Origin of the sequence: Saccharothrix longispora, assembly GCF_030852425.1 — a bacterium.
GTDB lineage: Bacteria > Actinomycetota > Actinomycetes > Mycobacteriales > Pseudonocardiaceae > Actinosynnema > Actinosynnema longispora.
This window is the reverse complement of sequence record NZ_NSDM01000023.1, coordinates 47,256-61,912: the sequence shown is the minus strand read 5'-3', so window position 1 is coordinate 61,912 and position 14,657 is coordinate 47,256. Positions and strand designations below refer to the sequence as shown.

At 74.6% G+C, this 14,657-nt stretch carries 16 protein-coding genes; 7 read left to right on the top strand and 9 right to left on the bottom strand.

Going from position 1 to position 14,657, the window contains the following annotated elements; translation table 11 throughout:
- Positions 1-41: 41 nt before the first annotated feature.
- Genes nikE through CKY47_RS34070 form a run of 4 tightly spaced genes read right to left on the bottom strand, consistent with a single transcriptional unit; the run spans position 42 to position 5,201 of the window.
- The gene (nikE, locus tag CKY47_RS34085) at positions 42-1,598 is read right to left on the bottom strand and encodes a nickel ABC transporter ATP-binding protein NikE (RefSeq protein WP_306750487.1); all 1,557 of its coding nucleotides are present in this window, start codon (positions 1,596-1,598) and stop codon (positions 42-44) included.
- The gene (locus CKY47_RS34080) at positions 1,595-2,479 is read right to left on the bottom strand and encodes an ABC transporter permease (RefSeq protein ID WP_306750486.1); all 885 of its coding nucleotides are present in this window, start codon (positions 2,477-2,479) and stop codon (positions 1,595-1,597) included. The genes nikE and CKY47_RS34080 overlap by 4 nt, the downstream gene beginning before the upstream one ends.
- Positions 2,476-3,432: an ABC transporter permease gene (locus CKY47_RS34075; protein WP_306750485.1), complete on the bottom strand. Its 957-nt coding sequence runs from the start codon at positions 3,430-3,432 to the stop codon at positions 2,476-2,478. Before CKY47_RS34075 ends, CKY47_RS34080 begins: the two co-directional genes overlap by 4 nt.
- The gene (locus tag CKY47_RS34070) at positions 3,429-5,201 is read right to left on the bottom strand and encodes an ABC transporter substrate-binding protein (protein ID WP_371320783.1); all 1,773 of its coding nucleotides are present in this window, start codon (positions 5,199-5,201) and stop codon (positions 3,429-3,431) included. The genes CKY47_RS34075 and CKY47_RS34070 overlap by 4 nt, the downstream gene beginning before the upstream one ends.
- 116 nt (positions 5,202-5,317) lie before the next feature.
- On the opposite strand from CKY47_RS34070, the gene CKY47_RS34065 reads away from it, so the two are divergent.
- The 3 genes from CKY47_RS34065 to CKY47_RS34055 all read left to right on the top strand — a co-directional run bounded on the left by CKY47_RS34065 (position 5,318) and on the right by CKY47_RS34055 (position 7,989).
- A complete protein-coding gene (locus CKY47_RS34065; RefSeq protein ID WP_306750483.1) occupies positions 5,318-6,145 on the top strand; it encodes a M55 family metallopeptidase in 828 nt (275 codons plus the stop codon).
- Positions 6,138-7,424, top strand: a complete 1,287-nt coding sequence (locus CKY47_RS34060) for a M20/M25/M40 family metallo-hydrolase (RefSeq protein ID WP_306750482.1) — start codon at positions 6,138-6,140, stop codon at positions 7,422-7,424. Before CKY47_RS34065 ends, CKY47_RS34060 begins: the two co-directional genes overlap by 8 nt.
- A gap of 67 nt (positions 7,425-7,491) precedes the next feature.
- Positions 7,492-7,989 carry a hypothetical protein gene (locus tag CKY47_RS34055; RefSeq protein WP_306750481.1) on the top strand — a complete coding sequence of 166 codons (498 nt, stop codon included), beginning with the start codon at positions 7,492-7,494 and terminating at the stop codon, positions 7,987-7,989.
- Here the strand turns inward: CKY47_RS34055 and CKY47_RS34050 are convergent.
- Together CKY47_RS34050 and CKY47_RS34045 are read right to left on the bottom strand one after the other, a co-directional pair.
- Positions 7,986-8,309 (bottom strand): nuclear transport factor 2 family protein, encoded by a 324-nt coding sequence (locus tag CKY47_RS34050; RefSeq protein WP_306750480.1) that lies wholly within the window; start codon positions 8,307-8,309, stop codon positions 7,986-7,988. The two genes, CKY47_RS34055 and CKY47_RS34050, sit on opposite strands and share 4 nt — an antisense overlap.
- Before the next feature lie 37 nt (positions 8,310-8,346).
- Positions 8,347-9,105: an SDR family oxidoreductase gene (locus CKY47_RS34045; protein ID WP_306750479.1), complete on the bottom strand. Its 759-nt coding sequence runs from the start codon at positions 9,103-9,105 to the stop codon at positions 8,347-8,349.
- A gap of 76 nt (positions 9,106-9,181) precedes the next feature.
- Between CKY47_RS34045 and CKY47_RS34040 the strand changes: the two genes are divergently transcribed.
- Positions 9,182-9,658 (top strand): winged helix-turn-helix transcriptional regulator, encoded by a 477-nt coding sequence (locus CKY47_RS34040; protein ID WP_306750478.1) that lies wholly within the window; start codon positions 9,182-9,184, stop codon positions 9,656-9,658.
- Here the strand turns inward: CKY47_RS34040 and CKY47_RS34035 are convergent.
- Positions 9,649-10,077: a MarR family winged helix-turn-helix transcriptional regulator gene (locus CKY47_RS34035; RefSeq protein ID WP_306750477.1), complete on the bottom strand. Its 429-nt coding sequence runs from the start codon at positions 10,075-10,077 to the stop codon at positions 9,649-9,651. The genes CKY47_RS34040 and CKY47_RS34035 overlap by 10 nt on opposite strands.
- A gap of 107 nt (positions 10,078-10,184) precedes the next feature.
- On the bottom strand, positions 10,185-11,039 hold the full coding sequence (locus tag CKY47_RS34030) for a helix-turn-helix domain-containing protein (RefSeq protein ID WP_306750476.1): 855 nt from the start codon (positions 11,037-11,039) through the stop codon (positions 10,185-10,187).
- Positions 11,040-11,113: 74 nt separating this feature from the next.
- Here CKY47_RS34030 and CKY47_RS34025 point away from each other — a divergent pair, with 74 nt between their 5' ends.
- The 3 genes from CKY47_RS34025 to CKY47_RS34015 all read left to right on the top strand — a co-directional run bounded on the left by CKY47_RS34025 (position 11,114) and on the right by CKY47_RS34015 (position 14,292).
- Entirely contained in the window at positions 11,114-12,427 is a 1,314-nt protein-coding gene (locus CKY47_RS34025) for a serine hydroxymethyltransferase (RefSeq protein ID WP_306750475.1), read from the top strand.
- A 189-nt stretch (positions 12,428-12,616) separates the two neighbouring features.
- Positions 12,617-13,141, top strand: coding sequence for a TetR/AcrR family transcriptional regulator (locus CKY47_RS34020; protein ID WP_306750474.1), 525 nt, complete (start codon positions 12,617-12,619; stop codon positions 13,139-13,141).
- On the top strand, positions 13,138-14,292 hold the full coding sequence (locus tag CKY47_RS34015; protein ID WP_306750473.1) for an FAD-dependent oxidoreductase: 1,155 nt from the start codon (positions 13,138-13,140) through the stop codon (positions 14,290-14,292). The genes CKY47_RS34020 and CKY47_RS34015 overlap by 4 nt, the downstream gene beginning before the upstream one ends.
- Here CKY47_RS34015 and CKY47_RS34010 read toward each other — a convergent pair.
- Positions 14,271-14,648, bottom strand: a complete 378-nt coding sequence (locus tag CKY47_RS34010; RefSeq protein ID WP_306750472.1) for a winged helix-turn-helix transcriptional regulator — start codon at positions 14,646-14,648, stop codon at positions 14,271-14,273. The two genes, CKY47_RS34015 and CKY47_RS34010, sit on opposite strands and share 22 nt — an antisense overlap.
- Positions 14,649-14,657: the final 9 nt, after the last annotated feature.

Genomic DNA, 14,657 nt, shown 5'->3' with positions numbered 1-14,657 from the left:
TCCGCGCGGCACCGCACCCGTCCTCCCGCCGCGCGGACCGGTCAGCCGGGCACCCGGTACGACGGCACGGCGGCCAGCAGGGTGCGGGTGTAGTCGTGCCGGGGGGCGAGCAGCACCTGCTCCACGCTGCCCTGCTCGACGATCCCGCCCCGGTACATCACGGCCACCCGGTCGGCGATGGTCCACGCCAGGCCCAGGTCGTGCGTGATCACCAGGGCGCCCAGGTCCAGGTCGCGGCGCAGGCGCAGCAGCAGGGCCAGGATCTCGCCGCGCACGGAGGCGTCGAGCGAGGCCACCGGCTCGTCGGCGATCAGCAGGCGCGGACCCAGGGCCAGGGCGCCGGCGATGACGACGCGCTGGCGCTGACCGCCGGAGAGCTGGTGCGGCAGGGACGGGAAGAAGCGTTCCGGCGGGCGCAGCTCGGCCTGGGCGAGGGCCTCGGCCACGCGCTCGCGCTCGTCGCCGTCCACGCCGTGGATGCGCAGCCCCTCGGCGACGGCCTCGTACACCGAGTGCCTCGGGTTCAGGGCGCTGGTCGGGTCCTGGAGCACGAGCTGGACCTGGCGGCGGTAGGCGCGCAGGCCCGAGGCGGAGCGGGGCAGCGGGGCGCCGTCGAACAGGACCCTGCCCGCGGTGGGTTTCCGCAGGCCCAGCAGGGTCCGGGCGAGTGTGGTCTTGCCGGAGCCGGACTGGCCGACCAGCGCCAGGATCTCGCCGCGGCGGACCTCCAGGTCCACGCCCGCCACGGCGGTGGTGCGGCCGTAGTCGACCCGGATGCCCTCGGCGCGCAGCAGCACCTCGCCCGCGGAGCCGTCGCCGGCGTGGCGCGACGCCGGGTCGCCCACGGTGGGGAACGCGGCGGTCAGGGCGCGGGTGTGCGGGTGTGCGGGGTGGTGGACGACCTCGCGCGCGGGCCCCTCCTCGACCACCTCGCCGTCCCGCATCACCGCCAACCGGTCGCACGTCGAGGCCAGCACGGACAGGTCGTGGCTGATCATGACCAGTCCGATGCCGCGTTCGGCGACCAGCCGCTTGAGCACGTCGAGGACCTGCGCCTGCACCACCACGTCGAGCGCGGTGGTGGGTTCGTCGGCCACCACCAGCCTCGGCCCGCACGCCAGCGCCATCGCGATCATCACCCGCTGCTTCTGCCCGCCCGACAGCTCGTGCGGGTAGGCGCGGGCCGCCCGCGCGGGCAGCTCCACCTGGCCGAGCAGGTCCCGCACGGAGCCCGTCACGCCGTGCAGCCGCATCGGCTCGGCGATCTGGTCGCCCACCCGGTGCACCGGGTTGAGCGCGTGCATCGCGCCCTGGAACACCACCGACGCCGCCGCCCACCGCACCGCGCGCAGCCGGCCCCACGACATGGTCCGCACGTCCTCGCCGTCGAGCAGCACCCGGCCCTCGACGCGGGCGTCGCGCGGCAGCAGCCGCAGCACCGACATGGCCACCGTGGACTTGCCGCAGCCCGACTCCCCGGCCAGCCCCAGCGTCTCGCCCGCCGCGAGCGACAGGTTCACCGACCGCACCGCCGCGACGTCGCCGCCGTGCGCGCCCCGGTAGTGCACGCTCAGGTCCCGCAGCTCCAGCAGGCTCACCGCTCCCCCTTCAACCGCGGGTTGAGCACGGTCTCCAGCGCCCGCCCGACCAGCGTGAACGCCAGCACCACGCACACCACGCCCAGGCCGGGCGGGATCAGGAACCACCAGGCGCGCTGCGACACCGCGCCGTGCATGTTCGCCGCGTGCAGCATCGACCCCCACGACACGCGCGTGGGGTCGCCCAGCCCCAGGAACGACAGCGTCGACTCCGCCACGATCGCGCTGGCCACGGTCAGCGTGGTGTTGACGAACACCAGCGGCAGCACCGCGGGCAGCACGTGCCGGCCCACGACGTGCGCGTGGCCGCCGCCCAGGGCGCGGGCGCGTTCGATGAACGGCCGCGCCTCCACCGCCAGGGTCTGCGCGCGCACCAGCCGCGCGGTCCCCGGCCACGCCGTCACGCCGATGGCCAGCACGATCGTGGCCAGGCCGCGCGGCAGCACGGTGGACAGGGCGATGGCCAGCACCAGCGAGGGCAGCACCAGGAAGAAGTCGGTGAACCGCATCAGCAGCGCCGACACCCAGCCGCCGAAGTGCGCCGCGGCGATGCCGACGACGGTGCCGATGAGCACCGACAGCACGGTCGCCGCGAGGCCCACGACCAGCGAGATGCGGGTGCCCCACCAGGTCAGCAGCAGCACCGAGCGGCCGTTGTGGTCGGTGCCCAGCCAGTGCCCGGTCGACGGCGGCTCCCACGGCGCGGCCGTCACCCGCGTCACGTCCAGCCCGGCGGTGTCGGTCACCAGCGGCGCGAGCAGCGCCAGCACCGCGATCACGCCGAGCCCGACCAGCCCGGCCACGCCGCCGCGCTGGGAGGCGAACTCGCGCCACGTCGCCCGGGCCGCGGCCCGGCGGCGCTGCCACGCGATCGTCGTCATGCCGCACGCACCCGCGGGTCCAGGACCCGGTAGGCCAGGTCGGCCAGCACGTTCATGAAGATCACCGCTCCCGCCAGCACCACGAACGTGCCCTGCAGCAGCGGCAGGTCCGGTCCGGTCAGCGCCTCGTAGGTCAGCAGCCCCAGCCCCGGCCAGGAGAACACGGTCTCCACCGTGATCGCCCCCGACACCACCAGCCCCAGGTGCAGGAACACCAGGGTCACGGTCGGCAGCAGCGCGTTGGGCACCGCGTGGCGGCGGCGCACCAGGTCGTCGCGCAGCCCTTTCGCGCGCGCGGTCGTGAGGTAGTCGGCGTGCATCTCCTCCAGCAGCGAGGACCGCATGACCAGCAGGTACTGCGCGTAGACCACGGCGATCATGGTCAGGCACGGCAGCACCAGGTGGTGGGCGACGTCCACCGACTGCGACAGGAAGTCCGGCGGCGTGTCGGGGTAGCGCATGCCGCCGGAGGGGAACAGGTCGCCGGTGGCCATCGACAGCAGCATGCCCAGCCAGAACGTCGGCATCGCCCACTGCGTCAGCGCCACGCCGGTGGACACCCGGTCGAACCGCGACCCGCGCCGCCACGCGCCCCGGATGCCCAGCCACAGCCCGAGCGCCACCGCCAGCAGGGTCGCGGTGCCCACCAGCAGCACCGTCGGCCACAGCCGTTCGCCGATCAGCTCCAGCACCGGGCGGCTGTAGACGTAGGAGGTGCCCAGGTCGCCGCGCAGCACGCCGGCGACGTAGTCGACGAACTGCTCGCGCAGCGGCTTGTCCACGCCCAGCCGGGCGCGCAGCTCGGCGATCTGCTCGGCGCCCACCGGCCGGCCCCGCGTCATGGTCACCACCGGGTCGCCGGGGATCACCCGGAACAGCAGGAACCCGAGGACGACCACGAGCACGAGGCTGACCAGGGCGCCCCCGAGCTTGCCCGCGAGGTACCGGGTCACTCGCGGTCCCCGGCGCCCTGCCTGCGCCGCCGCGACACCAGGAACACCGCCCCCACCAGCACCACCAGCGCGCCGCCGACCGCGGCGAGGACCGGACCGGTGTTCGAGGTGCCCCCGGAGGAGGCCGAGTCGGTGGGCGTGGCGCCGTAGTAGCCCCACACCCCGTTCTGGGCCATGATCACGCCGCCGGGGTCGGGCTGCACGGGGAACGAGGCGAACTTGTCGCTGCGGTACGCCTCCAGGGCGTTGTCGTAGCCGAGGATGATCGCCGGGACCTGGTCGTGGAAGCGCTGCTGCATCCGCTTGACGATGTCCTGCCGCGTGGCCGGGTCGAACTCGCTGCGCTGCCGGGCGTAGAGGGCGTCGTACTCGGCGTCGCAGAAGAACGTGTCGGTGGTGCCGCCCCGGCCGTCGGCGTCGGGCCGCTGGGCGCAGGTGTGCAGCGACAGGATGTAGTCGGGGTCGGGGTTGGTGCCCCAGCCGGAGAAGACCAGGTCGAACGTGCCCGCGGTGCTGGCCTCGTTGAGCTGGTTGTCGGAGACGATCTGCACGTCGACGGGGATGCCGAGGTCGGCCAGGGAGCGCTTGACGAACTCGCCGGTCTGCTCGTCGTAGGCGCGGCTGGCGTGGCCGAGCAGCCGCAGCGACAGCGGCCGGCCGTCGGGGCCCACGCGGGTGCCGTCGGCGCCGCGGGCGTACCCGGCGGCGTCGAGGTCGGCGTTGGCGCCGGCGGGGTCGTGCGTGCGGGCCTGCGCGGGCTCGGCCAGGTGGTAGGAGGCGAACACCGGCGGGATGAGGCCGGTGCCGCGCTGGGCGTAGCCGCCGTTGACGCGCTCGATGATCGAGTCGAGGTCGATGGCCTTGGCGATCGCGCGGCGCACCACGACGTCCTTGAGCGCGGGGTGCCCGTCGCCGATGGGGGTGCCGTCGCGGGTCGCGGCGCCGGAGTTGATCACGATCTCGTTGAAGCGGCGGCCCTGCGCCTTGTTGAGGGTGATGCCCTCCTTGCCCTCGAGGGAGTCGAACTGGGCCGGCCCCATCCGGTTGACCAGGTCGACCTCGCCCTTGGCCAGGGCCTGGGCGGCGGCGTCGACGGTCTTGTAGTAGCTGAACGTCAGCTCGTCGTACTTGGGCGCGCCGCGCCAGTAGTCCTTGTTCGCCGCGAACCGGATGAACTCGTTGGCCCGGTACTCGGTGAGGACGAACGGGCCGCTGCCCACCACCGGCGTCCGGTCGTTGCGGTACTCGCCGATGTCGGCGACCTGCGACCACACGTGCTCGGGCACGATCGGCACGTCCAGCGCGAGCATCGTGGCCTGCGGCTGCTTCGTCCTGATCACCAGGGTCTCGTCGTCGGTCGCGGTGACCGACTCGAAGTCGGCGGTGAAGCTGCCGTTGGCGGTGGCGGCGGCCTCGTCGTCCATCATCAGGTTGTAGGTGAACGCCGCGTCGCGGGCGGTGATGGGCTTGCCGTCGGACCACTTCTTGCCCGCGGGGATGGTGAAGGTCCAGGTCAGGCGGTCCTCGGAGGACGACCACTCCTTGGCCAGACCCTCCACGGGGTGCTGGTCGACGACGTCGTAGGCGGTCAGGTAGTCGTACATGAGCCGGCCGACCTCGGTGCCCGCCTGGAAGATCGACAGGAACGGGTTGAGGGAATCCACCTGCTGGGTGATGGCCACCCGCAGCGTCACGCCCTGCTGGGCTTGTGCCTGGTCGACGGGCACCGGTATGGGTGACAGGACCAGCACGCCCGCCATCGCCGCCATCGCCCCGAGCCGTCGCACGCGCACCGTGACCGCCTCCGCCCCTAGTGGAAGTCAAGAAGTAACCATTGGGACAAGGTCTGCGTCAAGAACCGACGACCACCGGTTACCGTGGTGACATGCGGATCATGATCTCGGCGGACATGGAGGGCGCGACGGGGGTCACCTGGACCGCCGACGTCGTCCCGCAGACCGAGCAGTGGCAGCGCTTCCGGCGCCTGTTCACCGGCGACGTCAACGCCTGCGTCGCCGGCGCGTTCACCGGCGGCGCGACCGACGTGCTGGTCAACGAGGCGCACTCGTCGCAACGCAACCTCCTGCTGGAGGACCTCGACCCCCGCGCCCGGATGCTCACCGGGCGCCACAAACCCCTGTCGATGATGCAGGGCGTCGACTCAGGGGTCGACGGGGTCGTCTTCCTGGGCTACCACGCGGGGGCGGGCCGGGAGGGCGTGCTGGCCCACACCTACCTGGAGAACTCGATCACCGGCGTGTGGCTCGACGGCGTCCCGGCGAGCGAAGGGCTGCTCAACGCCGCGCTCGCCGCCGAGCACGGCGTGCCCGTGCTGCTGGTCACCGGCGACGACCGGGCCTGCGAGGACGCCCGCGCCTACGCCCCCGACGCCGAACTGGTCGCGGTGAAGGAGTGCGTGAGCCGCTACGCCGCCGTGTGCCTGCCGCCCGCGGTGACCGCCGAGCGCATCGCCGCGGCCGCCGCGACCGCCCTGCGCCGCGCCGGCCGGACCGACCCCCGGCCCGGCCCGCACCGCGTCGAGGTGGAGTTCGACGCCACCCACCTGGCCGCCGCGGCGGCGGTGGTGCCTACGGTGGAGCTGATCGACGCCCGCCGGGTAGCGTTCGACGCCGCCTCCATGACCCTGGCGATGCAGGCGTTCAAGGTCGTCACGGCGATCGCTGCGGGGGCGGTGGAAGGGATATATGGCTGAGGACGTCGTGGACCTGTGCGCGGCCCTGCTGCGCATCGACACCACCAACCACGGCCGGGGCGAGTCGGCCGGCGAGCGCGAGGCCGCCGAGTTCGTCGCCGCGCACCTGGAGGCCGCGGGCGTGCCCGCGACCCTGCTCGAACCCGCCCCGCGCCGCACCAACGTGCTGGCCCGCGTGCCCGGCACCGAGCCCGACCTGCCCGCGGTGCTCGTGCAGGCCCACCTCGACGTGGTGCCCGCCGACCCCGCCGAGTGGAGCGTGCCGCCGTTCGCCGGGATCGAGCGCGACGGCTACCTGTGGGGGCGCGGCGCCGTCGACATGAAGGACATGGTCGCCATGGTCCTCTCGGTCGTCGGCACCTGGGCCCGCGAGGGCCGCGCGCCCCGCCGCGACGTCGTGCTGGCGTTCGTCGCCGACGAGGAGGACACCGGCGCGTGCGGCGCGCACTGGCTCGTCGACCACCACGCCGGGCACTTCGCCGGGTGCGCCGCCGCGATCAGCGAGTCCGGCGGCTTCTCGCACCGCACCTTCGACAAGCGCATCTACCCCATCGGCACCGCCGAGCGCGGCACCTCGCACCTCCGGCTGACCGCCACCGGCCGCGCCGGGCACGGCTCGCGCCGCAACGAGGACAACGCCGTGCTCAAGCTCGTCAACGCCCTGGGCCGCCTCGCCGCGCTGCGCCACCCCGTGCGGCTCACCCCGGCCGTGCGGGCGTTCATCGAGCAGGTCGGCGCCGCGCTCGGGGTGCCGGTGGACCTCGACGACGTCGACGCCACCATCGCCCGCTTCGGGCCCGCCGCGAAGCTGGTGGAGAACACCGTCCGCAACAGCACCACCCCGACCGTCCTCGACGCCGGCTACAAGGTCAACGTCATCCCCGGCAGCGCCTCCGCCGAGGTCGACGTGCGCACCCTGCCCGGCACCGTGGACGAGCTGCTCGCCGCCGTGGACGACGCGCTGGGGCCCGACGTGCGGCGCGAGTTCCTCCAGCACCAGCCGCCCGTGCAGGCCCCGATCGACTCGCCGTGGTTCGACGCGATGGCCGACGCGCTGCGCGCCGAGGACCCCGAGGCCGTCGTGGTGCCCTACTGCCTGGGCGGCGGCACCGACGCCAAGGCGTTCAGCAGGCTCGGCATCGACTGCTACGGGTTCGCGCCGCTCTACCTGCCCGAGGGCTTCGACTACCGGTCGCTGACCCACGGCGTGGACGAGCGCGTGCCCGTGGAGGGGCTGCGGTTCGGCGCGCGGGTGCTGGACCGGTTCCTGTCGTCGTGACCGTCCGGTCGCCGTCGGTGCCGTGTGATCCACTGTGCGCGGACCGACCGGACCCGGAGGAGACGCCGTGGGTGTGCCGACCGACTACTTCCACGCGCCCGACGCGGCGACGGTGGCGCGCGCCGTGGACGCCGCCGACGGTTATCCGGTCGTGGGCGGCGTGTGCCCCGCGTTCGTCGGGGTCGAGGCCAAGGGCGTCGACCCCGACGTCCTCCTCGGGCAGCTCGTCGCCGCGATCGCGGGCGGGCCGTGGCGGCCGGGGCTCGTCGCGCAGTCGATCGTGTGGCCGACCACCCGACCGCCCGGGCCGCAGGGCCCCGAGGACGACGACGACCCGTGGGCGACCGGGCCCTGGGTGGTGGAACTCGACACCGCCACGCGCGACGCCCTGGCCGGCGCGGACCCGGCCGACGCCCCCCGGCTCGCCGCCGAGTGGGCGTGCGCCGAGGAGTTCGGCGACGGCACGCGCGGCGAGGACCTGGCGCCGCTGGTCGCCGAACTGCTCGACCTGGCCCGGCGCGCCCGGGACCGGGGAGAACGGCTCTACTGCTGGTCGAGCCTCTAGGGCGCGATGCGCAGCCGGCGGATCGCGCCGTCGTCGAAGTCCTCGAACCGGAACCGCAGGCCCGCCACGGGGCTGCCCGGGAAGTCGCCGCTGATCGTGGCGGTGACGACCAGGCCCTCGGCGGTCCGCTCGACGCCGGTGACCTCGTAGCGCACCAGCGGCACCTCGTCGCGCCACGCGCGGATCGCGGCGGGCCCGCGGTGGACCCGACCCTCGTCGTGGACCTCGGCGTCGGGGGCGAACAGGGCGGAGTGCCCGTCGGGGTCGGGTCGGGCCGCCGGCTCGAAGTAGCGGCGGACGATGTCGGGGAGGGCGTGCACGTGGGTTCCTCTCGATGGTGCCGGCCGGGTGGTGCGGTCAGATGGTGCGGACGGTGCCGCCGTCGACGCGGTGCTCGGCGCCGGTGATGGCCGAGGCCCGGTCCGAGACGAGGAACGCCACGAGTTCGGCGACCTCCTCGGGCCGGGCCGGGCGGCCCATCGGGATGCCGCCCAGCGAGGCCATGACCTCGCCCAGCGCCTCGTCCTCGGTGATCCCGCGGCCGCGGGCGATGCGGGAGACCATCGCGTCGGCCGCCGTCGTGCGGATGAAGCCCGGCGCGACCGCGTTGACCCGCACGCCGTGCGGCGCGACCTGGGTGGCCAGGCCCTTGCTGTAGGTGGTCAGCGCCGCCTTGGCCGCGGCGTAGCCGAGCGTCGCCTCGGGCAGCGGCATCTGGCGCTGGATGGACGTCACGTGCACCACCGCGCCGCGGCCGCGGGCGACCATGCCCGGCACCAGGGCGCGGTCCAGGCGCACCGCGCCGAGCAGGTTGAGGTCCAGCTCGGCCGCCCAGTGCTCGTCGGTGAGCGCGGCGAACCCGCCCGACGGCGCGCCGGAGCCGCCCACGACGTGCACCAGGACGTCGACCTCGCCGACCGCCTCGGCGACCCGCGCCACGCCGTCGGCCGTGGCGGTGTCGGCTTGGACGAACCGCGTGCCCGACGCCGGCGCGGCGGGTGCGTGTCGGGCGGTGGCGGTCACCCGGGCGCCGAGTTCGACCAGACGTGCCGCGACCGCCGCGCCCGTACCCTTCGTGCCGCCCGTGACCAGGGCGTGCCTGCCTGCCAGTTCCACCGCGCTCCCCTGTTACTGCTAGAATAGAAGTAAGTAACTTCGACATTAGCACCCATTGGGGTGCGGAGGTGACGCGGTGGGGAGCAAGGTGCGCTTGGAGGACCGGGAGTGCCCGCTGTCGACGGCCCTGGGCTACGTCGGCGAGTGGTGGACCCTGCTGCTCCTGCACGACGCGTTCGACGGCTACACGCGCTTCGACCAGTTCCAGCACAACCTCGGCATCTCCACCAGCATGCTCACCGCCCGGCTGCGCGACCTGGTCGACAAGGGACTGCTGGAGAAGCGCCCCTACCAGCAGCGACCCGTGCGGCACGAGTACGTGCTCACCGAACTGGGCCGGTCGCTGCGGCCCGTCCTGGTCGCGCTGGCCGCCTGGGGCAACTCCCGGCTCGCGCCGGAGGAGCGCAGCATGGTGCTCGTCGACGCCGAGACCCGCCGCGAGGTCGAACCCGTGCTGGTCGACGAGGCCACCGGGCGGCGCGTGGACGGCGACGGGTTCGTCTTCACCGCGGGCCCCGCCGCCGGACCCGCGTTCCGCGAGCGCTACGCGTAGGGGTCGGTGATCTCGCGCAGCCGGGTCAGCGCGTCGTGCAGCGCCGCCATCCGCCGCTGCCCCAGGTGCGCGGTCCACTCGCGCTCGACCTGGGCGACCGCCGCCCGACCCACCGGCACCGCCCGCGCGCCGCGCTCGGCCACCCGGATCAACCGCGCCCGGGCGTCGGTCGGGTCGGGCGTGCGCTCCACGTAACCCGCCCGCTCCAGCTGGTCCACCAGGAACCCGGCCGTCTGCTTCGTGACGTGCGCGGCCACGGCCAGCTCGGTCAACCGCGACCCGTTGCGGCGGATCAGCTGGAACACCCGCGCCTGCGCGGGTGTCACGTCGTCGAACCCGGCCTCCGCCAACGCGGCGAACACCCGGTTCTCCAGCTCCCGGTGCGGTGAGTACAACAGGGAGACGAGGTCGTCGTGCACATCACTCCTCGCGTCGAAGTGATCACCGTATCGTGTGCGGGCGGCGCGGTCGGCCCCCGTCCGCCACCACCCCGTCCGCCACCACCCCGGCGCGATCCCGCGGCGCGTCACGCGCGGCGGGCCAGCCGCACCAGCTTCAACGCCAGGTGCAGCTCCAGCCGGACCCGCCCGTCGGCCAGGTCGCGGCCGGTCAGCTCGGCGATGCGGCCCAGCCGGTAGTACAGGCTCGTGCGGTGCAGGTGCAGCGCCGCCGCCGTGGCCCGCGCGTCGCACCCCGAGTCCAGGTACGCCTCCAGGGTGCGGGTGAACTCCTCCGACAGACCGGCCAGCGCGCCCTGCGGCGCGTCGCCCAGCAGCAGCCGGTAGGCGCCCAGGTCCGACCAGCGGGCACGCGTCGGCAGCGCCGGGTCCAGCCGCGCCAGCTCCGCCGCCGCCACCGCCTGCTGGTAGGCCGCCGCCGCCCGGTCGGGCGGGTGGGGGTCGCTCACCCCGACGTGACCGGGCAGCTCCGGCAGCGGGTCGGCGGCGGGCACCGTGCGCACCACCCGCGGGTCCAGGGCGACCACCACCCGCACCGGGGCGCGGTCGCCCGCCGGGACCTGCGCGGCCAACGCGGGCAGCCGCTCCGCCAAGTCCGCCGCCACGTCCGCGCCGGGCAGGTCGCCGAGCACCCACAGGTGGCCCACCAGCACCCCGCCGTGGCGCAGCGGGAACCCCACCCGCCGTGCGAAGCCCAACCCCGGGTTCTCCGGCACCACCACCGGGCCGGTCGCCGCCGCGACGCCGTGCCGCTCCTGCCACGCCACCACGTCCGCGGGCACCCGCCGCGCCAGGATCGCCCGCACCCGCGCCGGGTCCACGTCGTCGGTCTGCGCGCTGTGCGCCACCACGCGCCCGGTCACGTCGTCCACCGACACACCGCGACCCAGCTCGCGGGACAACTCGTCCAGCAGCTCCTGCATTCCGACAACTGTAGGAACAACTCCCGACCGCGGGTGGTCGCCCCGCGCCCCGCGCACGCCCTAGCGTTCCGGGCGTGACGAACAGCCGGATCGCCCCCTGGGCCTCCCCGCGGGCGCAGCGCAGGCTCGCCGAGGTCGAAGCCGCCGTGTCCGCCGACCTGAGCGCCGCCGGGGTCGCCGACACCGTGCGCAAGGCCCTCGACGCCCACACCGCCCAGGTCGACGACGACGGGATCGTCCTGTACGCGGGCACCAACGTGCTCAGCCCCACCGCCGCCCGGATGGGCGGCGCGACGGTCTCCGGCCGGCCCAGCATGGGGTGGCCCGGCGAGAAGTACCAGGTCGGCCTCGAGCACCTCGACACGCTCGAGGTGCTCGCCCCGATGCTCGTCGCCCGACTGATGGAGGGCGAGCACGCCGAGGTGCGGCTGCAGAGCGCCACCCTGGCCAACCTCGCCGTCTACACCGCGTTCGCCCGCGCCGGCGACAAGATCGCCGTGCTGCCCGAGGCCGCCGGCGGCCACGCCAGCCACCACGCCCAGGGCGTGCCCGCGATCCGCGGCCTCACCGTCGTGGACCTGCCCTACCTGCCCGACGAACTGGACATCGACTACGACAGGCTGCCGGGGTTCCTGCGCGTGCACCGGCCCCGGATCGTGGTGATCGGCGCGAGCCTCATGCTGTTCCCGCACGACGTGGCCGCCGTCCGCGCCGCCGCCGACGAGGTCGGCGCGATCCTCCTCTACGACGCCTCGCACGTGGCCGGCCTCGTCGCGGGCCGGGTGTTCCAGCGGCCCCTGCACGAGGGCGCGCACCTGATGACGTTCTCCACCTACAAGTCCTTCGGCGGCCCCTCCGGCGGCTGCGTCGTCACCCGCGACGCCGACCTGGCCGAACGCGTGTCGAACGTCGCCTACCCCGGCATGCTGGCCAACTACGACGCGGGCCGGCTGGGCGCGCTCGCGGTCACCGCCGCCGAACTGGCCGAGACCGGCCCCGACTACGCCCGTGCCTGCGTCGCCAACGCCCAGGCCCTCGGTGCGGCCCTGTCCGAGCGGGGCTTCGACGTCGCCCGCCACGACGGCGTGCACACCCGCTCCCACCACCTCGCGATCGACGCCCTGCCCCTGGGCGGCGGCGACGCGGCGGCGCAACTGCTGGGCGAGGCCGGCGTCTACCTGTCGGGCATCGGTCTGCCGTGGCAGCGCATCGACGAGGGACTGCGAGGGCTGCGCCTGGGCACCCAGGAGATCACCCGGCGCGGCTTCACCCCCGACGACCAGCCCGCCGTGGCCGACCTGATGCGCCGGGCGCTGGTCGACCGCGAAGCCCCCGACCGGGTCCGCGCCGACGCCGTGGCCCTGCGCCGCGCGGTCAACGCCCGGTAGAAGGCCCGAGCGCACGAATCGCGGACGGTTCCCGCGCCGCCGCTTCGCCTCCTCGTCGTTCGGGTCGGTGCTCGACGGCCTCGACGTGGACGCGTTCACCGCCGAGGTCGCCGCCCTGCCGGGGTCCGCGGGCGTGCGGGGACGAGGTGCGACTGCGGATTTGGACGATCGTCCAGTACGATCGTCCAAATGACGGTCAAGGAACGGCTGCTGCACGCGGCCCGGGAACTCATCGCCGAGAAGGGGTGGGGCGCGGTCAGCACCCGCGTGCTCGCCGAACGCGCCGGAGTCGGCCCCGGCGTCGTGCACTACCACTTCGACTCGCTGCACGACCTGCTCGTGCGGGCCTCCGTGCAGGCCCTGCGCACCGCCGTCGACGGGCTGACGCAGGTCCTGGACGAGGTCGACGACCCGCAGCAGGCCCTCGCCACGCTGCTGGCCGCCCTGGACGAGCACGACGAGCCGCAGGAGCTGTTCACCGAGACGCTGCTCGCCGCCACCCGCGACGACGGGCTGCGCCGGGCCGTCGCCGACGTGCTCGCGGACTTCCGGCGCACCCTCGCCGCGTGGCTGGCCGCGCACGACGTGCCCACCCCCGAGGCCACCGCCGCGGTGCTCGCCGCCGCCGTCGACGGCGTGCTGCTGCACCGCACCCTCACCCCCGACCTCACGCGCGGGACCGTCGTGCCCGTCCTGGCGCGGGTGCTGCGGTGAGGGTCGTCGTCGCCGGCGCGGGCATCGCCGGCCTCACCCTCGCGCACCGGCTCGCCACCGCGGGACACGACGTCGTCGTGCTCGAACGCGCCCCGGGACCCCGCACCACCGGCTACATGATCGACTTCTTCGGGCCCGGCTACGACGTCGCCGAGCACATGGGACTGCTGCCCCGCCTGCGCGGACTGGGCTACTCCATCACCGAGGCGAGCTACGTCGACCCGCACGGCCGGCGCGTCGCCGGCCTCGCGTTCGACCGCTTCGCCCGCTCCCTCGGCGGCCGGCTGGTCAGCATCATGCGCCCCGACCTCGAACGCGCCCTGCGCGAGGACCTGCCCGCCGGGGTCGAGCTGCGCTTCGGCGCGACCGTGACCGGCGTGCGGGACGACGCGGGCGGTGCCACCGCGACCCTGGCCGACGGGACCCGGGTGGCCGGCGACCTGCTCGTCGGCGCGGACGGCGTGCACTCCGCGGTGCGCCGGCTGGTGTTCGGCGAGGGGCACGTGCGCCACCTCGGCTTCCACACCGCCGCGTTCACCTTCACCGACCCCGAGGTGCACGCGCTGGTCGAGGGCCGGTTCTGCGTCACCGACACCACCGGCCGCCAGGTCGGCCTCTACGGGCTGCGCGACGGCCGCGTCGCCGCCTTCACCGTCCACCGCGACCCCTCGCCGCGGCTGCCGGACGACGCGCGCGCCGCCGTGCGCGAGGTCTACGGGTCACTGGGCTGGGTCGTGCCGCGGGCGCTGGAGCGCTGCCCGGTGGAGGTCTACTACGACCAGGTCGCGCAGGTGGAGCTGCCGCACTGGACGACCGGGCGGGTGGCGCTCGTCGGCGACGCGTGCGGCGCGGTGTCCCTGCTGGCCGGCCAGGGCGCGTCCCTGGGCATGGGCGGCGCGAACCTGCTGGCCTCCCGACCGGACGACCCCGCCGGCTACGAGCGCGAGTGGCGCCCGGTGGTGGCGGACAAGCAGCGCGTGGCCCGGTCCGCCGCCCGCTGGTTCCTGCCCGACTCCGTGCTGCGGCTGCGGGCGCGACGGGTGGTGATGCGACTGGCCGGCCTGCCCGGCGTGGACCGACTCGTGGCCGGCGGCCTGGTCGGCAAACCCGTCACGGCGCCGCGCACCGGTCAACGCGACGCGGCGTCGTAGGAGTCGCGGGCGCGCTCCACCTCGTCCAGGTGCGCCGACGCCCACTCGGCGAGGTGGGCGAACAGCGGCGCGAGGCTGCGCCCCAGCTCGCTGATCTCGTACTCCACCCGCGGCGGCACCTCCGGGTGGTAGGTGCGCACGACCAGCCCGTCGCGTTCCAGTTGACGCAGCCGCTGGGTCAACACCTTCGGCGTCACGGCGGGAATCCGGCGGTGCAGCTGCACGAAGCGCTGCCGCCCGTACTCGTGCAGCGCCCACAGCACCGGCGTGGTCCACCGGCTGAACACGATGTCCACGACGGGCGCGATCGGACACGCCAGGACCGGGTCGGTCGCGTCCGGCACCCTTGCGCTCATCGCTTCCCC

Bases quoted from the DNA above. Each gene is read 5' to 3' on its own strand.
- CKY47_RS34065 (WP_306750483.1), top strand. From the start codon at position 5,318: ATGCGGATCATGATCTCGGCGGACATGGAGGGCGCGACGGGGGTCACC.
- CKY47_RS34070 (WP_371320783.1), bottom strand. From the start codon at position 5,201: ATGGCGGCGATGGCGGGCGTGCTGGTCCTGTCACCCATACCGGTGCCC.
- CKY47_RS34060 (WP_306750482.1), top strand. From the start codon at position 6,138: ATGGCTGAGGACGTCGTGGACCTGTGCGCGGCCCTGCTGCGCATCGAC.
- CKY47_RS34010 (WP_306750472.1), bottom strand. From the start codon at position 14,648: ATGAGCGCAAGGGTGCCGGACGCGACCGACCCGGTCCTGGCGTGTCCG.
- CKY47_RS34020 (WP_306750474.1), top strand. From the start codon at position 12,617: ATGACGGTCAAGGAACGGCTGCTGCACGCGGCCCGGGAACTCATCGCC.
- CKY47_RS34030 (WP_306750476.1), bottom strand. From the start codon at position 11,039: ATGCAGGAGCTGCTGGACGAGTTGTCCCGCGAGCTGGGTCGCGGTGTG.
- CKY47_RS34080 (WP_306750486.1), bottom strand. From the start codon at position 2,479: ATGACGACGATCGCGTGGCAGCGCCGCCGGGCCGCGGCCCGGGCGACG.